This is a genomic window from Tsukamurella sp. II2bb (assembly GCF_057815145.1).
The window spans coordinates 40,013-56,495 of sequence record NZ_JBYPZI010000011.1; the positions used below are offsets into that span (position 1 = coordinate 40,013).

Annotated in this window: 17 protein-coding genes; 7 read left to right on the forward strand and 10 right to left on the reverse strand. The window is 70.1% G+C overall.

All coding sequences use genetic code 11. The features are described from left to right. The first annotated feature begins 31 nt into the window (after positions 1 to 31). A complete protein-coding gene (locus AC21LY_RS20915; RefSeq protein ID WP_489048491.1) occupies positions 32 to 475 on the forward strand; it encodes a limonene-1,2-epoxide hydrolase family protein in 444 nt (147 codons plus the stop codon). 75 nt (positions 476 to 550) lie between these two features. On the opposite strand, the gene AC21LY_RS20920 is transcribed toward AC21LY_RS20915, so the two are convergent. The 5 genes from AC21LY_RS20920 to AC21LY_RS20940 form a co-directional block, all read right to left on the reverse strand. Beyond that, a complete protein-coding gene (locus tag AC21LY_RS20920) occupies positions 551 to 1,699 on the reverse strand; it encodes an acyl-CoA dehydrogenase family protein (RefSeq protein WP_489048493.1) in 1,149 nt (382 codons plus the stop codon). Between the two features lie 239 nt (positions 1,700 to 1,938). Next, entirely contained in the window at positions 1,939 to 2,211 is a 273-nt protein-coding gene (locus AC21LY_RS20925; protein WP_489048494.1) for a hypothetical protein, read from the reverse strand. Between the two features lie 2 nt (positions 2,212 to 2,213). Beyond that, complete coding sequence (locus AC21LY_RS20930; RefSeq protein WP_489048496.1) at positions 2,214 to 2,591, reverse strand: heme-binding protein; 378 nt, start codon at positions 2,589 to 2,591, stop codon at positions 2,214 to 2,216. 79 nt (positions 2,592 to 2,670) lie between these two features. Then, positions 2,671 to 3,435 carry a hypothetical protein gene (locus AC21LY_RS20935; RefSeq protein ID WP_489048497.1) on the reverse strand — a complete coding sequence of 255 codons (765 nt, stop codon included), beginning with the start codon at positions 3,433 to 3,435 and terminating at the stop codon, positions 2,671 to 2,673. Between the two features lie 207 nt (positions 3,436 to 3,642). Then, complete coding sequence (locus tag AC21LY_RS20940; protein WP_489048498.1) at positions 3,643 to 4,962, reverse strand: DUF1254 domain-containing protein; 1,320 nt, start codon at positions 4,960 to 4,962, stop codon at positions 3,643 to 3,645. 324 nt (positions 4,963 to 5,286) lie between these two features. Between AC21LY_RS20940 and AC21LY_RS20945 the strand changes: the two genes are divergently transcribed. From AC21LY_RS20945 to AC21LY_RS20970, 6 genes are all read left to right on the forward strand, one after another. Further along, positions 5,287 to 6,309 (forward strand): AraC family transcriptional regulator, encoded by a 1,023-nt coding sequence (locus AC21LY_RS20945; RefSeq protein WP_489048499.1) that lies wholly within the window; start codon positions 5,287 to 5,289, stop codon positions 6,307 to 6,309. A gap of 105 nt (positions 6,310 to 6,414) precedes the next feature. After that, entirely contained in the window at positions 6,415 to 7,416 is a 1,002-nt protein-coding gene (locus AC21LY_RS20950; RefSeq protein ID WP_489048500.1) for an AraC family transcriptional regulator, read from the forward strand. Between the two features lie 124 nt (positions 7,417 to 7,540). After that, positions 7,541 to 7,885, forward strand: coding sequence for a YbaB/EbfC family nucleoid-associated protein (locus tag AC21LY_RS20955; protein ID WP_489048501.1), 345 nt, complete (start codon positions 7,541 to 7,543; stop codon positions 7,883 to 7,885). Continuing rightward, entirely contained in the window at positions 7,867 to 8,160 is a 294-nt protein-coding gene (locus AC21LY_RS20960) for a hypothetical protein (protein ID WP_489048502.1), read from the forward strand. The genes AC21LY_RS20955 and AC21LY_RS20960 overlap by 19 nt, the downstream gene beginning before the upstream one ends. After that, positions 8,157 to 9,092 carry a WXG100-like domain-containing protein gene (locus AC21LY_RS20965; protein WP_489048503.1) on the forward strand — a complete coding sequence of 312 codons (936 nt, stop codon included), beginning with the start codon at positions 8,157 to 8,159 and terminating at the stop codon, positions 9,090 to 9,092. The genes AC21LY_RS20960 and AC21LY_RS20965 overlap by 4 nt, the downstream gene beginning before the upstream one ends. A 22-nt stretch (positions 9,093 to 9,114) precedes the next feature. Next, complete coding sequence (locus AC21LY_RS20970; RefSeq protein WP_489048504.1) at positions 9,115 to 9,807, forward strand: VOC family protein; 693 nt, start codon at positions 9,115 to 9,117, stop codon at positions 9,805 to 9,807. On the opposite strand, the gene pgl is transcribed toward AC21LY_RS20970, so the two are convergent. From pgl to tkt, 5 genes are all read right to left on the reverse strand, one after another. Further along, positions 9,804 to 10,568, reverse strand: coding sequence for a 6-phosphogluconolactonase (pgl, locus tag AC21LY_RS20975; protein ID WP_489048505.1), 765 nt, complete (start codon positions 10,566 to 10,568; stop codon positions 9,804 to 9,806). The genes AC21LY_RS20970 and pgl overlap by 4 nt on opposite strands. Continuing rightward, positions 10,568 to 11,482 carry a glucose-6-phosphate dehydrogenase assembly protein OpcA gene (gene opcA / locus AC21LY_RS20980; RefSeq protein WP_489048506.1) on the reverse strand — a complete coding sequence of 305 codons (915 nt, stop codon included), beginning with the start codon at positions 11,480 to 11,482 and terminating at the stop codon, positions 10,568 to 10,570. Before opcA ends, pgl begins: the two co-directional genes overlap by 1 nt. Beyond that, complete coding sequence (zwf, locus tag AC21LY_RS20985) at positions 11,479 to 12,996, reverse strand: glucose-6-phosphate dehydrogenase (RefSeq protein ID WP_489048507.1); 1,518 nt, start codon at positions 12,994 to 12,996, stop codon at positions 11,479 to 11,481. The genes opcA and zwf overlap by 4 nt, the downstream gene beginning before the upstream one ends. Before the next feature lie 62 nt (positions 12,997 to 13,058). Continuing rightward, entirely contained in the window at positions 13,059 to 14,168 is a 1,110-nt protein-coding gene (gene tal / locus AC21LY_RS20990) for a transaldolase (protein ID WP_489048508.1), read from the reverse strand. An 8-nt stretch (positions 14,169 to 14,176) separates the two neighbouring features. Further along, positions 14,177 to 16,276 (reverse strand): transketolase, encoded by a 2,100-nt coding sequence (gene tkt, locus AC21LY_RS20995; RefSeq protein WP_489048509.1) that lies wholly within the window; start codon positions 16,274 to 16,276, stop codon positions 14,177 to 14,179. Between the last annotated feature and the right edge of the window lie 207 nt (positions 16,277 to 16,483).

The following is a 16,483-nucleotide window of genomic DNA, read 5'->3' on the forward strand; positions in this document are numbered from 1 at the left end:
GCGGCGGCGAGGCGGCGGTACTGTCGGCCGCATGACTGACGTGGTGGTGCAGGACGAACGCGCGACGGTACTGACCTTCCTCGCCGATATGCAGGACGGTCGGGCGGAGGAGGCGGTCGCCGCCTTCGACGAGGACGTGGTCTACACGAACGTGGGGCTGGCCACCCTGCGCGGGCGGAAGCGTGCGGGCCGGGTGATCCGGCTGCTCGCGCTCCCCGCGCTCGGCTTCGGCGTCGAGGTCACGTCCATCGCGGCCGACGGGGCCGTCGTCCTCACCGAGCGCATCGACGAGCTGCGCGTCGGACCGCTGCGCGTGCGGTTCTGGGTCTGCGGCCGGTTCGACGTCCACGACGGCCGCATCGTGCTGTGGCGCGACTACTTCGACAACCTCGACGTCGTCAAGGGCCTCGTGCGCGGCCTCGTGGCGCTGGCGGTTCCCGCCGCACAGCGGACGATGACGCCCCTGCAGCGCTGAGTCCCGCGGACGAGACGCCCGGGTGCCATCCGTTCGGATGGCACCCGGGCGCCGCCGGAGCATTCGCGCTGCGCGTCAGAGCGTGCGGGCGATGATCTCCTTCATGATCTCGTTGGTGCCGGCGTAGATCATCTGGACGCGGTTGTCGACCCAGAAGCGCGCCGCCGGGTACTCGGCCATGTAGCCGTACCCGCCGAAGAGCTGCAGGCACTCGGAGGCGACCTGCTGCGCCCGGTCCGAGGTCCACCACTTCGCCATGGCCACGGTGGGGATGTCCAGCTCGCCCTTGACGTGCTTCTCGATGCAGTCGTCCACGAAGACGCGCGCGATGGTGGTCTCCGTCAGCGCCTCGGCGAGCTTGAACTTGGTGTTCTGGAAGCCGAAGATGGGACGGCCGAAGGCCTCGCGCTCCTTGGTGTAGCGCAGGGTCTCCTCGAAGATGACCTCCATGCCGGCGACGCAGGCCTGGCCGATGATGAGACGCTCCTGCGGCAGCTGCTGCATGAGCTGGTAGAAGCCCAGGCCCTCCTGGGTGCCGAGCAGGTTCTCGACGGGCACGTGCACATCGTCGAAGAACAGCTCGGACGTGTCCTGGCCCTTCTGGCCGATCTTGTTGAGGATGTTGCCCTTGCGGAAGCCCTCGCGGTTGGCCTCGACCAGGATCAGCGAGATGCCGGCGGCGCCCTGCTCGGGGTCGGTCTTGCAGACGAGTACGACGATGTCGGCCTGCTGGCCGTTGGTGATGAAGGTCTTGCTGCCGTTGATCACGTACTCGCCGCCGGTCTTGATGGCGCGGGTCTTGACGTTCTGCAGGTCCGATCCGGTGCCGGGCTCGGTCATCGCGATGGCACCCACGGCCTCGCCGGAGGCCATCTTCGGCAGCCACGTCTTCTTCTGGTCCTCGGTGCCGTAGGCGAGGATGTAGTGCGCGACGATGCCGTTGTGCAGCGAGACGCCCCAGCTGGTGTCGAAGGCCTGCGCCTGCGCGGCGATCAGTACCGCCTCGTGGCGGAAGTCGCCGCCACCGCCGCCGTACTCCTCGGGGATGGAGAGGCACAGCAGGCCCAGCTCGCCGGCCTTGTTCCACAGGTCACGGTCCACGTGGTGCTGCTCGGCGAACTTCTCGATGTTGGGCGTGAGTTCCTTCGCCAGGAACTTGTCCGCGAGGTCGCGGAGGGCGTCGAGCTCCTCGTTCATCCAGCTCGAGCGGCGGCGTGCGGCCATGGGGTGACCACCTTTCTGCAGGGGTTCTGCGGGCTTGTTGAGCACCACTTAATCAGAATCGTCTCGACGAAAACAAGCACGCATGACTGGTTGTCGGTCGATGTGCAGGTCAGCGCGGGTTTCCGGCGCGCCCGCGCAGGCTCACCGCGGCCGCGCACGGCACCGTCGGATATGCGACGGGCGCCCCGCCCACCGGGTGCGGTGGTGCGGGGCGCCCGTCGCGCCGTCAGTGCGGGCTACTAGTTGCAGCCACCCACGCTGACCCGAGGGCCGTGGTAGGCGGCGCAGCCGCCGGCCGGCGGCGGGTAGTCCGTCGGCACCGGCGCGTAGTAGGCCGGGGGCGGCGCGTACGGGGCGACGACGTGCGCCACTCCGGCGCAACCGGCGACCCGGACGCCCGCGGCGCAGACGACGGCGTTGGCGGAGGCCGTGGGGCCCAGCAGGGCGATCCCGGCGGGGATCGCCACGGCCGCGAGCGCACCGGCGGCCCAGGTACGAAGGGAGTTGGTCATGATCACTGCCCCAGGAACTGGTTGGACGGCTCGGGGATGTTGCACTTGGTGCGGAAGTCCACGAGCGGCTGACGGATCTTGTTGAGATCCTTGAGCGTCTGCGGGTTCTGCTTGAAGAACGCCGTGACCTTGGTCTTGACCTCATCGGTGGGCTGGTTGTGCAGCCCGGTGTAGAACGCGTTGACGTTCGGGTGTGCGTTCAGGTACGTCGCGGTGTTCTTGGCGACGTCGCCGGTGACGTCCGCCAGATTCGCGGCGGTGCAGCCCGCGGGCAGCGGTGCGGCGGATGCGGCGCCCGGCAGGGCGAGTGCCAGCGCCACGGCGCCCGCGCCGAGCACCGGCGCGATCGCCCGACGGGCGACCTTCAGATTGAAAGCCATTTCGGTTCCCTTTCGTTGTTTGGGTCCACCCCGAACCACGTACGAGCCGGGGAAGTCTGCTGTCGTCTTCCGGCGCCGATCAGGCGCGGTGCTGGCCTTCTCGCGCCGCGCTGAACGGCCCCGTGGTGGGGTCCGGGAACTGGCTCGAACCCGATCCCGGACGCGGGCCGCCGGCGGGTCCCGGGAACGGGCCGGGACCGGCCCCCGGGCGTGGACCGCCGGGAAGTCCCGGGTACGGCCCGGGGCCGGATCCCGCGATGGACCCGCCGCGCGGGTCCGGGTGGGGTCCCGGGGTCGGGCCGATCCCGCCGGCGCGCCAGTCCGCGCGGTCACCCGCGGGGGCGCCTGGACCACGGGAGGGGCCACCGGCATCGTCGGACGGCCCAGTCGGCCGCACCGACGCCCGTGCTCCGCGCCGGTTACGGATGCCGGCCATGATGCCCCGCACGGCGTAGACCGCGGTGACGATGCAGGCCACGATCATCAGCGCGAACATCGGCTTCCAGTTCGACCGGTGGTGGTCGACGTGCCACCACACCACGGTGAACAGCACTGCGCAGAGAAAGGAGACGGCGTCGCGCCAGTGCCCTTGGTACGCCGCAGCCGCCTGCTTGAGCGCGATGCTCCGATCGACGCCGGCGACGAGCGAGTTCACTCGCATCGAGATGCTGCGGTAGAGGGAGTCCCGCAGCTCGGTGTCATCGTCCGGGAGCCGGTCGAGGATGTCCAGGTCGGCTTTGATCGCCGCGCGGTAGTCCGGCGGCTTGAGGCCGCCCGCGACGCTCCCCACCAGCAGTCCACCGGCGATGGGTGCCGCGCCGAGCGCGATGTCGGCTATCCCCACCGGAACACCGGCCTGCCGCTGCGAAGTTCCATAAGCCGCCCTCTCGACTTGGGTGAGTCACCTTTCGCCGGCGAATCACTGCACGAATTTTCACAGAATTCTCAGCATCTCGTCAACCGCATCCAGCACGCATCAGCCGGTGCTCGATATACCGAGAAGCCGCGCGAGATGTGGGATCTCACATGAGATCCCACATCTCCGCGTTCGTCAGGCCCGGTTGACTGCGGGAGCGCGCCAGGTGCCGTCCAGCGCCGCCTGCTGCGGCCAGTACAGTCGCATGATCATCGTGAAGGCGCCCGACGGTGCCGGCAGCCAGTTGGCCTCCAGGCCCTCGCCCGGCGACTCGTTCTGCACGTACAGCGTGATCCCGCCGTCGGCGTCCCGGATCAGCGAGGGCAGCATCGGGGAGTTGATGAGGTACCGGTTGATCGGGTTCGCGACGAGCAGGCTCTCCGGCAGCTTGTACAGCGTGATCGACCAGAACGCGTTCACGGGTGGCAGCGCGTCCGCGGCCAGGCGCACGGTGTACTTGTTCGCCCCGTCCAGCGTGGCGCCCGTGGTGTCCACCGAGAGGAACGGGTACATCGCCTCGACGGCCGGCAGCCCGAAGATGCCGAAGACCGCTGCGGCCATCCGGTAGAGGTAGTTGCCGGCCAACTGCTCGCGAGTCCCGAACAACTGCCCCGACGACACCTTGCCGGTGTCCACCTCGGAGGCCTTGAAGGCAGCGAGCTCGGCCCACGCGTCGGCCATGCCCGCCGCCACCGCCGCCCGCAGTTCGTCGGTCAGCCCGGCCTGGAAGTCCAGTCCGGCGCCGATTCCGAGCTGGGCGAAGCGATCTCGTACCGCCTGCTCCTCGGGGAGGACGGGGGCGAACTCGAGCACGCGGCTGAGCACGTCGAAGAACTCGAGTGAGGTGCGCTGCGCGTCGGGGGACAGCGGCGTGACGAAATCGGCGGGCGCGACGGGCGCGGGCTCGGTCCCGAGGAAGGCGGACAGCGGCTGCGCCGTGTACTTCGCCTGGATGGCCTTGACGTTCTCCAGGTCCGCCGGATCGAAGAGCTGCGTCCGGTAGATCACCAGGCTGAAATCGGTGGCAGACCGGATCACGCCGGCGATGCCCTCCGGTACCTCGCCGTTCCAGCCGGGGCCGACGAGCAGGTAGTCGCCGCCGCCGTTGCCGGTGGTACGGCTGCCCACGAAGTCGTAGTCGAAGGTGTACGCGTCGATGAAGGAGAGGGAGTAGTAGCGCCCCTCCTCGATCTCCGGCACCGTCAGGACGAGCGGTTCCGCCCGCAGGTCCGCACCCAGCATCGCGTAGGGAGTATCGGAGTTCGGGGTCTGGATCACCGTGTCGTCGGAGGTGAAGACTCGTGCCGCGCCGTGCACCGTGTTCCACGCGCCCTTGTACTCGGGATTGGTGGAATCGACGAAGTAGGCGTGTTGAATCCGGTAGGAATCCACCATCGGGAAGCCGTAGACGTAGGCGTCCTTCGCGATCGCGCGCGCATCATTGGCGGTCAGCATGAATCTCCTTCGAGCATCGATTTCTTCAACACCCCACTGGTTCCCGGACGGGAGACTCCGCTCCGTCCCGGTGCCATCGGCATGCAGACAGTAGCAGCTGTCCGGAAGGTCTTGTCCCCAAGCGTATGAAGTCACCCGAACGAAAGAAATGACGTCGTCGCGATACCGCAACCGGGGTACGGTTAATGCGGCTGAGACGCGAGAGCCCGGGCGCATCTTCCTAGTTCTCCAGAAGTGCGTCCGGGGCTCTCGACACAACAATTCTGTGCCACCGCCACCTGCGGAGTCTTGACATTCCAGGACAGATTTTCGACAGTATGAGACATGTCAGTGATCCGGGGTACCGCCTTGAGCGGATTCTCCGAGCTCGTGTCCGAGATCGGTGGCGCCCCACGGGCACTCGCGGCCGCCGCCGGTCTCGATGTCGACGACTTCGGGCAGCACGAGCGGTACATTCCCCTCCGCAACGGCATCGCGCTGCTCGAGGAGACCGCCGCCGTTCTGGACACTCCCGACCTGGGGCGCCGACTGGCGACCCGGCAGTCCATCGACATCCTCGGCGCGGTGGGGCTGGCCGCGCGTAGCGCGCAGTCCGTCGGCGAGGCGTTCACCGTGATCAGGCGCTTCATGTCCGCCTACAGCCCGGTGATCAGTGCCGAGATGAACCCGACGGTGGACCCCGCGCTGCACAGGTTCGAGTTCCAGTACACGATGCCCGACCCGCCGCCGCAATCCCAGGCGATCGAGCTGTCCCTCGGCGTGTCGATCGGCGTGCTCCGGCTCTTCCTGGGGCAGAACTATCGCCCGGTGTCGGTGCACATGCCGCACCTCCCGAACGGGCCCGTCGACGACTACCGCCGGTATTTCGGGGGTCCGACGTCGTTCTCCGAGCCGGTGGCTGCGATCACGGTCCGCACCGTCGATCTGGAGCGCACACTCCCGGTCGACCCCCTGGCGCACCGCATCGCCGTGGAGTACCTCACCGCCTCCGCCGCCGAGGCTCCGGTGACCACCACGCACACGGTGCTGACGCTGCTGCGCATGTTGCTGCCCACCGGGGCCGTGGGGATCTCGGATGTCGCCGGCTACATCGGTGTGCACGCAAAGACCCTGCAGCGCAGGCTCACCGCCGAGGGTGTCACCTTCGCCGGCCTGGTCGACGAGGTGCGCCGGACCACCGCGCAGCGGTTGCTGCTCGACACGGACCTGGGAATCGACCTCGTGTGCCGGCAGGTCGGATACGCGGAGCAGAGTGTGCTCACCCGGTCCTGCCGGCGGTGGTTCGGCATGACCCCCACCGCGTACCGCCGGTCTACCGGAGGGCCGGATCGCGATAGAGCGCTGTAGAGGCGCGATGGAGAACCGGAACCGTCTTGCGGGCCGGTGCGCTGCTGCACCGTCGGGGCGGATCGGTTCTTGACTTTTCCGGACAGATTTTCGACAGTATGGGACATGTCGGTGATCCGGGGCACCGCGATGAGCGGGTTCCACGAGCTCGTGTCCGAACTGGGCGGTGACAGTCGATCACTGGTCCGGAACGTCGGGATCGACGTCGAGGATCTCGGGCAGCACGACCGCTACATCCCGCTCCGCAGCGGCATCCAGCTGTTGGAGGACGCCGCGGGTGCCCTCGGCGTACCCGACTTCGGCAGGCGCCTCGCCTCCCGGCAGTCCATCGATATCCTCGGCGCGGTCGGCCTCGCCGCCCGCAGCGCGCCGTCGGTGGGCCACGCCTTCGACATCTTCGACCGGTTCATGGTGTCGTACAGCCCGTCGATCAGTGCGCGCATGGTGCCGGACCTGGATCCGGCCCTGCACCGGTTCGAATACGCCTTCGTCCTCGACCCCGCTCCGCCCCAGGTGCAGGCCGACGAACTGGCTCTCGGGGTCACCGTCAACGTGCTGAGGTCCTTCTTCGGCAGGAACTACCGTCCGGTCTCCGTGCACGTGCCGCATGCACCGATCGGGCCCGCCGACGAGTACGACCGCTACTACGCCGGTCCCACCCGGTTCTGCGAACCCTTCCTCGGCGTCCGGGTGCGCACCGGGGATCTGGAGCGCAAGCTCCCCACCGATCCGGTCGCCCACCAGACAGCGATGGACTACCTGCACGGATCGGTGGGGGCGAATGCCACCAGTACCACGCACATCGTGCTGAGCCTGCTGCGGATGCTCCTGCCCACCGGGGCCGTGGGGATCTCGGATGTCGCCGGCTACATCGGCATGCACCCCAAGACCTTGCAGCGCCGTCTCGCGGCCGAGGGGGCGACGTTCACGGGCCTTGTCGACGAGGTGCGCCGGACCACCGCGCAGCGGTTGCTGCTCGACACGGACCTGGGGATCGACCTCGTGTGCCGGCAGGTCGGATACGCGGAGCAGAGTGTGCTCACCCGGTCCTGCCGGCGGTGGTTCGGCATGACCCCCACCGCATACCGACGGTCCGGCCAGGCGTAGCGCGGAGCGCCGATTCCGACCTCGCTGGGCGCCTGATCTGCGGGAAAAGAAAGTGGGAACCGATCGCTGAGCCGGTGCGTCTAATTGATGCGGAGGAAAAAGCCAACGAGATCGGGGGAACGAGTTGGAGACGACGCCGCAGTTCTGGTCGGACGCCGCCGAGGCGGAGAAGACGATCGACCAGGCACACGAGGTCCGTGAGCGATTGGCCGGGGTTTCCGGCACCGGGGCGGCCGCACGGGGGGATGTGCGGGTCACCGTCGGAATGGGAGGACGTCTCACGGGGGTGGTGATCGCAGGACGCGCAGTGGAGCTCTCGGGGGAGGCTCTGAGCGCGGAGATCATGACGGCGGCCTCCCTGGCCGAGCAGGCTGCGGCCAGGGAGGTCCACTCGATCGCCACCGGGTTCTATCCGGACCACGAAATCTGGAGCGCGTACACGGAGGGATCATGGCCGACGTCGAGCTGACGGCGGAGGTCGCCGCCGCCCACGCGCGAGCGCTCGCCGACATCGGCGCGACAGTGGATGGCGCCGGGGCGGCCGGCGCGGCGCGGGTCGGTTCGATGGATTTCGGGGCGATGTTCACGCCGATCATGGCGCTGGTGAACGTCTACCTAGAGAAGGCGGAGCGTGCCATCACGGAACACAGCGCCGAACTGGCCACGCACCGAGCGGATTTCGAGCGCACGGTCACGGTTCTCCGGGACGCGGATGAGGCCGGCGCGGCCGGGATTCCGCGATGACCGGTCTGGTCGACGGTGTCCCGCTCGCCGAGGCGGTACGCGATGCGGCGAGCGCCCTGTCCGATGACGGGCTTCTCAGTCTCGGCAGCGCGGGGGCGGCGGTCGGGCTGGTGGGATCGGTCAAGGACGTGGTCTCGGACCCGCTCGGATCGATCGTCGCCGCGGGCTTCGGATGGGTGATCGAGCACAACCCGGTCCTCCGGACCGCGCTGGACGCGGTGTCGGGGGATCCGGACGCGATCGAGGCCGTCACCGACACCTGGACGGACGAGGTCGCCACGCCCCTGGCGACCGTCGCCCAATCGGTGTCCGACGCCGCCGCGGCCACCCGGAGCGGTTGGTCGGGCGAGGCAGCGGAGGCCTACCGATCAGCGACCACGGAGCTGGCCGGCCACAGCGAGGCACTCGGCACGGCGGCCCGCGCGGCCGCAGCGGGGCTGGCGGGCGCGGGCACGCTCGTCGTCGAGGTGCGCAACTACATCCGCGATGAACTCTCGACCTTCCTCGGGTGGCTGACGGCGGGAGCCGCGATCGCATCGGCGGCCTCGGTGCCCACCTCGGGCGGCTCCGTCGCGACGTTCATCAACAGCGCGATCCTCCGCGGAGCCGTGCTCGGACAGAGGTTCACCGGGGTACTGCGCAGGCTCGCCGCGAAGTTGGAGAGCTTCACGAGCCGGCTCGGTGCGCTGGGGAAGGCGGTGGACGCGCTGCGCAGGGCCGCTGTCCGGGTGGACGGCGCGGTGGTGCGGGCCACCGATGCCGCGAGTTCCGGCAGTGCGACGGCGCGCGCCTCGAGTGAGCTCGTCGCGCGATGGGCGGGTGCGGCACCGTCGACGCCCTCCGGCGTCGAGGCCGCGAAGGCCGTGGGTACCGCGGTCGCGAAGTCGATGGGGGATGCGTGGAAGACGTGGTCCGGCACCGATCCCGGCTGATCCGGTAGGGCAGGATGGCGGAGTGAGCACTCCGCAAGCACGTGACCTGATCATCCTCGATGTGCCGGAGCAGGCCCGGGCGGCCCACGCCAGGCTGCTCGGCGCGGATCCGGCGGACCGCTTCTCGGCGGGCGGGATCGACGTGGCCGTCGGCGCACCGTCGTGGGCGAGCGGGCCGGGCCTGCTCGTCGCGACGGACGCACCCGCGGCGGCGGCGAAGCTCGTGGACCGGCGCGGACTGCCGGTCGTCGAGGTCGAGGCCGGATTCGCCGGTGCGGCCGACGGACTCGCGCTCGGCCTCGCCGGCCCGACGGTGCCCGCGAGCGGCCCGGGCGCGGAGATCACCGGTGTGGACCACGTGGTCCTCAGCTCGCCGAACCGCGACCGGATCATCGCCACGCTCTGCGGCCGGCTCGACTTCGACCTCCGCTTGGACCGCGTCCAGTCCTGGGGAGTGCATCAGCTCTTCCTCCGCCGCGGTGACCTGCTCGTGGAGGTCGTCCTGCAGGAGGGCGAGGGAGTCGATCCCGCCGGGCCGGACGGCCTGTGGGGCCTCGCGTGGCGCACCGTCGACGCCGACGCGACGCGCGCCCGCCTGACCGACGAGGGCGTCACCGTCAGCGAGGTGCGCCGCGGCGCCAAGCCGGGCACCCGCGTCGCGACGATCAAGGATCCCGCGCTGGGCGTCCCGACGATCGTGCTGGAACAGTCCTAGTCGAGCTGGGAGGCGGCGGCACCGTCGAGGTACCAGACCGTCTCCTCCGAGCCGTGCGCGCCGGCGCAGGGCCAGTCCTCCGGCGAGGCGCCGCCGACTCCGGCGGCGACGGCCTCCGACTTGTCCTCGCCCGAGACGAGGAACCAGACTCGGCGGGCCGCTCCGACAGCGGGCAGCGTCAGCGTCAATCGCCGCGGAGGCGGCTTGGGGGAGCCCTCCACCGCGACCACCGTCGCGTCCTGTTCGCGGACCGCATCGGTGTGCGGGAACAGCGAGTTGATGTGCCCCTCGCCGCCCATGCCGAGCAGGTGCACGTCGAACCGCGGGACGGTGCCCGTGCCCACCGGCACCGCGTTGCCGCGGGCGGCGGCGTTGTCCGCCAGGCGCTTCGCGTACACCCGCGCCGCGAGCTCGCCGTCGCCGTTGAACTCGTCGGCGGCGGGGAAGCGGTAGACGTTCGCGTCGGGAACCGGGACGTGCGCCAGCAGCGCGTCCTCGGCCTGGAGCACGTTGCGGTCGGGATCGTCGCCCGCGACGAAACGCTCGTCGCCGAAGAAGACGTCGACCCTTGACCAGTCGATCTCCTTGTCCCGCAACGCCGCCGAGAGCGCATTACCGTTCGTGCCGCCGGTCAGCACGATCGAGGCGAAGCCGCGGTCGGCCTGCGCCTGCGCGATCACCCCGACCAGGTCGTCGGCCGCCGCCGCGACCAGGGCGGCGGCGTCGTCGAACGTGCGGACGGTGGCCTTCGGTGTGGTCATCAGGGCATCTCCGATCGGTCCACGTCGGACACGCCGTCCAACGCCGTGAAGTAGATGTCGTCATCGTCGAGCCGGCGCAGTTCCTCCGCCAGGCAGTCGGCCACGTCCCGCCGGCGGATCACGACGCGGCCGTCGGGCTGACCCGGCCGCACGAGGACGGCGGTCGAGTTCTGGTCGAACTCCAGGCGCAGCGGCCCGCTCGCGCGGTCGAGCTGCACCTCGAAGCTGCCCGCCCGGCGCTGCACGGGCACGTCGAGCCGCGCCCGCAACCAGCCCGCGAGCAGGTCGACGCCGGGGCTGTTCGACGGTCCCGTGACGACCGCCGAGGTGATCGGCTCGAACGGCGGCTGGTCGAGCGCGGACGCCAGGAGCGCACGCCACGGCGTGATCCGCGACCAGGCCAGGTCCGAATCGCCCGGCGCGAAGCCGTCGCGGCGTTGCGCCAGCACGGCGACCGAGTCGGCGGAGGCGGTCGCGTCGGTGATGCGCCGGCTCGCGAGGCGGCCCATCCGGTCGGCGGACGGCACCGCGGGGGCCACGCCGGGCCACCACGCGACGACGGGGGTGTCCGGGAGCAGGAAGGGCACGACCACGGAGGCGCTGTGGTCGGCCAGCTCGCCGAACAGGCGCAGCACCACCACCTCGGACGCGCCCGCGTCGCCGCCCACGCGGATCTGGGCGTCGAGGCGGGTCCGCTCCGCGCGGGGGCCGCGGGCCACCACGATGACGCGGCACGGGTGCTCGCGCGACGCGGCGTTGGTCGCCTCGATCGCGCTCTCGGTGGGCTCGCCCTCCTCGGCGGAGATGATGAGCGTCAGGACGCGGCCCAGCGTGACCGCGCCTCCCGACTCGCGCAGGCGCACGAGTTGCTTCGAGACGTCCTGCGTGGACGTGTCCGGCAGATCGAGAATCATGGGCGGCGCCACGTCCTTCCGGTCCGGGCCAGCATCTCGTCGGCCGATGCCGGGCCCCAGGACCCGGACTCGTACTCCTCGGGCCTACCGCTCTGCGCCCACATCTCGAGGACCGGGTCGAGGATCTTCCACGAGAGCTCGACCTCGGCGTTCACGGGGAACAGCGAGGGCTCGCCGAGCAGCACGTCGAGGATCAACCGCTCGTAGGCCTCGGGGGAACTCACCGTGAAGGCCTCGCCGTAGCTGAAATCCATGTTGACGTCGCGGACCTCCATCGAGCTGCCCGGCACCTTGGAACCGAACCGGAGCGTCACGCCCTCGTCGGGCTGCACGCGAATGACGAGCGCGTTCTGGCCCAGCTCGGCGGTCATGGTGTCGTCGAAGGGCAGGTGCGGCGCGCGCTTGAAGATCAGCGCGATCTCGGTGACCCGGCGCCCGAGCCGCTTGCCCGTGCGCAGGTAGAAGGGCACCCCCGCCCACCGCCGGGAGGCGATCTCGACGGTGATCGCGGCGAAGGTCTCCGTGGTGGAGGTCGTGCTGAACCCCTCCTCCTGGAGCAGGCCGACGACCTTTTCGCTGCCCTGCCAGCCGGGACCGTACTGGCCTCGGGCGGAGGTCTCCGACAGCGGCTCGACGGGAGAGGCGGCCGAGAGGACCTTGATCTTCTCCGCCTGCAGCTCCGCCGGGTGGAAGCTGGTCGGCTCCTCCATCGCGACGAGCGCCATGAGCTGGAGCAGGTGGTTCTGGATGACGTCGCGGGCCGCGCCGATGCCGTCGTAGTACCCGGCGCGGCCGCCCAGGCCGATGTCCTCCGCCATCGTGATCTGCACGCTGTCCACGTAGTGGCTGTTCCACGTCGGCTCGAAGAGCTGATTCGCGAAGCGCAGCGCGAGGATGTTCTGCACCGTCTCCTTGCCGAGGTAGTGGTCGATCCGGAAGACCGACTGCTCGGGGAAGACGTCGTTGACCACGGCGTTGAGCTGCTGCGCCGACTCCAGGTCGTGCCCGAAGGGCTTCTCGATGACCACCCGCCGCCAGCCGTGCGATTGATCCGCGAGGCCGGAGCGCTTGAGCTGCTCGCACACCGTGGGGAAGGCGCCGGGCGGGATCGACAGGTAGAAGGCGGTGTTACCGCCCGTGCCGCGCTCGGCGTCGAGGTCCGCCAACGTCGCCGAGAGGCGATCGAAGGCGTCGTCGTCGTCGAACTCGCCCTGGACGAACCGGATGCCCTCGGCGAGGCGCTCCCAGACGTCCTCGCGGAACTCGGTGCGCGAGTGCGCCTTCGCCGCCTCCCGGACCGTCGCCGCGAAGTCCTCGTCGGTCCACGGGCGGCGGCCGAAGCCCACCAGGGAGAAGCCCGGCGGAAGCAGGCCGCGGTTGGCCAGGTCGTACACCGCGGGCATGAGCTTGCGCCGGGAGAGGTCGCCGGTGACGCCGAAGATCACCAGGGACGAGGGCCCCGCGATCCTCGGCAGCCGACGGTCCTTCGGGTCACGAAGGGGATTGCCGGGCATCATCGGATCCCGCCCGACCGGTATCGGCGCGTGGTCGCGGGGTGCTTCGTCCGGGGCACCGGTTAGGAGGCCTTGTCCTTGAGCTGCGCGGCGGTCGCGTCGAGCAGCTTCTGCCAGGCCTCCTCGAACTTCTCCACGCCCTCGGTCTCGAGCACCTCGAAGACCTCGGCGAGGTCGACGCCGGCGCCCTCGAGGTCGCTGAAGACCTGCGCGGACTCCTCGGCGCGGCCGAGGATCGTGCCGTCGGTGACCTCGCCGTGGTCGGCGAAGGCGGTCATCGTGGCGCCGGGCATGGTGTTGACGGTGTTCGGTGCGATGAGGCCGGCGACGTACAGCGTGTCCGGGTACTCCGGGTTCTTGACGCCGGTCGACGCCCAGAGCGGACGCTGGACGTTGGCGCCCTCGATCGCGGCGAAGCGGGCGCCGCCGAAGACCTCTTCGTAGGCGGCGTAGGCGAGGCGCGCGTTGGCGAGGCCGGCCTTGCCGCGCAGGGCGAGCGCCGCGTCGGTGCCGATCGCTTCGAGCCGCTTGTCGATCTCGGTGTCGACGCGGGAGACGAAGAAGGAGGCGACCGAGTAGATGTCGGCGACGTTCTTGCCGGCCGCGGCCGCCTGCTCGATGCCGTCGAGGTAGGCGGCCATCACCTGGCGGTGCCGCTCGACGGAGAAGATCAGCGTGACATTGACGGAGATGCCCTCGGCGATGACGCGAGTGATCGCGGGCAGGCCGGCCAGCGTGGCGGGGATCTTGATCAGGACGTTCGGCCGGTCCACGATGCGGTGGAGCTCGATCGCCTGGGCGACGGTGCCATCGGTGTCGTGGGCGAGGCGCGGATCGACCTCGATCGAGACGCGGCCGTCCAGGCCACCGGTCTTCTCGAAGATCGGCGCGAGGACGTCGCAGGCGTTGCGGACGTCGTCGGTGGTGACGGTGCGGATCGTCTCGTCCACGTCGGCGCCGCGGGCGGCGAGCTCGGCGACCTGACCGTCGTAGTCGGTGCCCTTGGAGAGCGCGGCCTGGAAGATCGCGGGGTTGGTGGTGACGCCCGTGACGGAGTCCGTCTCGGTCAGCGTCTTCAGGTCGCCGGAGGCGATGAGGCTCCGCGACAGGTCGTCGAGCCAGACGGAGACGCCTGCCTCGTAGAGGGCGGCGAGATTCGGGTTCTGAGCCATGGTGTGGGTTATCCCTTCAGGTTGGCGAGGGACTGTTCGGCCTTCTGGGCCACGTTCTCGCCGGTGAATCCGTACTTGGTGAACAGGACCTTGTCGGAGGCGGACTCGCCGAAGTGCTCGAGCGAGACGACCTCGCCGAAGCCGCCGACGATGCGCCACCACGACTGCGCGATGCCGGCTTCGACGGCGACGCGGGCCTTGACGGCGGGCGGCAGCACGCTGTCCTGGTAGGCCTGGTCCTGGGCGTGGAACCACTCGACGCAGGGCATCGAGACGACGCGGGCCTTGATCCCCTTGCCGGCCAGGAGTGCGGCGGCCTCGACCGCGTACTGCACCTCGGAACCGGTGCCGATGAGGATGACGTCGGGTGCGGCACCGTCGGCGTCCTGGAGGACGTAACCGCCCCGCGCGACGCCCTCGGCGGACGTTCCGGCCAGGATCGGCAGGCCCTGGCGGCTGAGGATCAGACCGGTGGGGCCGTTGCCGCCGGTGCGCTCGAGGGTCGCCTTCCAGGCGGCGACGGTCTCGTTGGCGTCGGCGGGCCGGACGACGTTCAGGCCGGGGATGGCGCGGAGCGCGGCCAGGTGCTCGACCGGCTGGTGGGTGGGGCCGTCTTCGCCGAGGCCGACGGAGTCGTGGGTCCAGACGTAGATGGGGTCGATGTCCATCAGCGCGGCGAGGCGGACGGCGGGACGCATGTAGTCGGCGAACTGGAGGAAGGTGCCGCCGTAGGGGCGGGTCGGGCCGTGCAGGACGATGCCGTTGAGGATCGAGCCCATGGCGTGCTCGCGGATGCCGAAGTGCAGGGTGCGGCCGTAGGGCTGGGCGTTCCAGTCGTCGGTGGAGATCGACGTCGGGCCGAAGGAGTCGGCGCCCTTGATGGTGGTGTTGTTCGAGCCGGCGAGGTCGGCGGAGCCGCCCCACAGTTCGGGCAGGGTCTGCCCGGCGGCCGCGAGGAAGGCGCCGGACGCGGCGCGGGTCGCGAGCGGCTTGTCCTCGGCGCTCCAGGTGGGCAGGTCGGCGTCCCAGCCCTCGGGCAGGGTGCCGGCCTCGAGGCGGTCCAGGAGGGCCTTGCGCTCGGGGTTGGCGGCGGCCCAGGCGTCGAACCTGACGTCCCACGCCTCGTGCTCGGCCTTGCCGCGCTTGATCAGCTCGCGCGAGTGGGCGATGACCTCGGGTGCGACGTCGAAGTTCTTCTCCGGGTCGAAGCCGAGGATCTGCTTGACGGCGGCGACCTCGTCGGTGCCGAGCGCGGAGCCGTGCACGCCGCCGGTGTTCATCTTGGTCGGGGCGGGGAAGCCGATGATCGTGCGCACGATGATGATCGACGGCTTGTCGGTGACGGCCTTCGCCGCGGCCGTGGCCTCCTCGATGGCGGTGACGTTCTCGCCGCCCTCGACGTACTGGACGTGCCAGCCGTAGGCCTCGTACCGCTTCGCGACGTCCTCGGAGAGGGCGATGTCGGTGTTGTGCTCGATGGAGATCTTATTGTCGTCGTAGAAGACGATCAGGTTGCCCAGCTGCTGGGTGCCGGCCAGGGACGAGGCCTCGGAGGTGACGCCCTCCTCGATGTCGCCGTCGGAGGCGATGACGTAGATGAAGTGGTCGAACGGGCTCTGGCCCTGGGCGGTCTGCGGATCGAACAGGCCGCGCTCGTAGCGGGAGGCCATCGCCATGCCGACGGCGGAGGCCAGGCCCTGGCCGAGCGGGCCGGTGGTGATCTCCACGCCGCGGGTGTGGCGGTACTCGGGGTGGCCGGGGGTCAGTGAACCCTCGGTGCGCAGCGCCTCGATGTCCGCGAGCTCGAGGCCGAAGCCGCCCAGGTACAGCTGCAGGTACAGGGTGAGGGAGGAGTGGCCGCAGGAGAGCACGAACCGGTCGCGGCCGATCCAGTCGGTGTCCGACGGGTCGTGGACCATGATCTTCTGGAACAGGGTGTATGCCAGGGGCGCCAGGCTCATGGCGGTGCCGGGGTGGCCGTTGCCGACCTTCTGGACCGCATCGGCGGCCAGGACCCGGGCCGTGTCGACCGCGCGCGTGTCGAGATCGGTCCAGTCGGCGGGGTGGTGCGGCGTGGTGAGTGCGTGGATCTCGGCGGTGCTGGTCACGGCGGGCGGGCTCTCCTGGTCGTGGGGGCGTGCGTGCTCGACTCAACCCTACTCGGCGCTGTTGTGCCATCTGCGGAAACCACCGCTCAGGGGCGCGGCCCGGGCGTGACCGTGATTCGCGTGGGCGAACCCGATTCGGCGACGCGCGACCGGAGGACTACCATGGCACGTAGTAGATGGGGTCTGCGCCGGTCGCGGATCCGCGGC

Coding starts and splice junctions, on each gene's coding strand:
- AC21LY_RS20960 (WP_489048502.1), top strand. CDS start 7,867: ATGGCCGACGTCGAGCTGACGGCGGAGGTCGCCGCCGCCCACGCGCGA.
- zwf (WP_489048507.1), bottom strand. CDS start 12,996: ATGCCCGGCAATCCCCTTCGTGACCCGAAGGACCGTCGGCTGCCGAGG.
- AC21LY_RS20930 (WP_489048496.1), bottom strand. CDS start 2,591: ATGGCTTTCAATCTGAAGGTCGCCCGTCGGGCGATCGCGCCGGTGCTC.
- AC21LY_RS20915 (WP_489048491.1), top strand. CDS start 32: ATGACTGACGTGGTGGTGCAGGACGAACGCGCGACGGTACTGACCTTC.
- AC21LY_RS20950 (WP_489048500.1), top strand. CDS start 6,415: ATGTCGGTGATCCGGGGCACCGCGATGAGCGGGTTCCACGAGCTCGTG.
- AC21LY_RS20965 (WP_489048503.1), top strand. CDS start 8,157: ATGACCGGTCTGGTCGACGGTGTCCCGCTCGCCGAGGCGGTACGCGAT.
- opcA (WP_489048506.1), bottom strand. CDS start 11,482: ATGATTCTCGATCTGCCGGACACGTCCACGCAGGACGTCTCGAAGCAA.
- AC21LY_RS20945 (WP_489048499.1), top strand. CDS start 5,287: ATGTCAGTGATCCGGGGTACCGCCTTGAGCGGATTCTCCGAGCTCGTG.
- AC21LY_RS20925 (WP_489048494.1), bottom strand. CDS start 2,211: ATGACCAACTCCCTTCGTACCTGGGCCGCCGGTGCGCTCGCGGCCGTG.
- pgl (WP_489048505.1), bottom strand. CDS start 10,568: ATGACCACACCGAAGGCCACCGTCCGCACGTTCGACGACGCCGCCGCC.
- AC21LY_RS20940 (WP_489048498.1), bottom strand. CDS start 4,962: ATGCTGACCGCCAATGATGCGCGCGCGATCGCGAAGGACGCCTACGTC.
- tal (WP_489048508.1), bottom strand. CDS start 14,168: ATGGCTCAGAACCCGAATCTCGCCGCCCTCTACGAGGCAGGCGTCTCC.
- AC21LY_RS20920 (WP_489048493.1), bottom strand. CDS start 1,699: ATGGCCGCACGCCGCCGCTCGAGCTGGATGAACGAGGAGCTCGACGCC.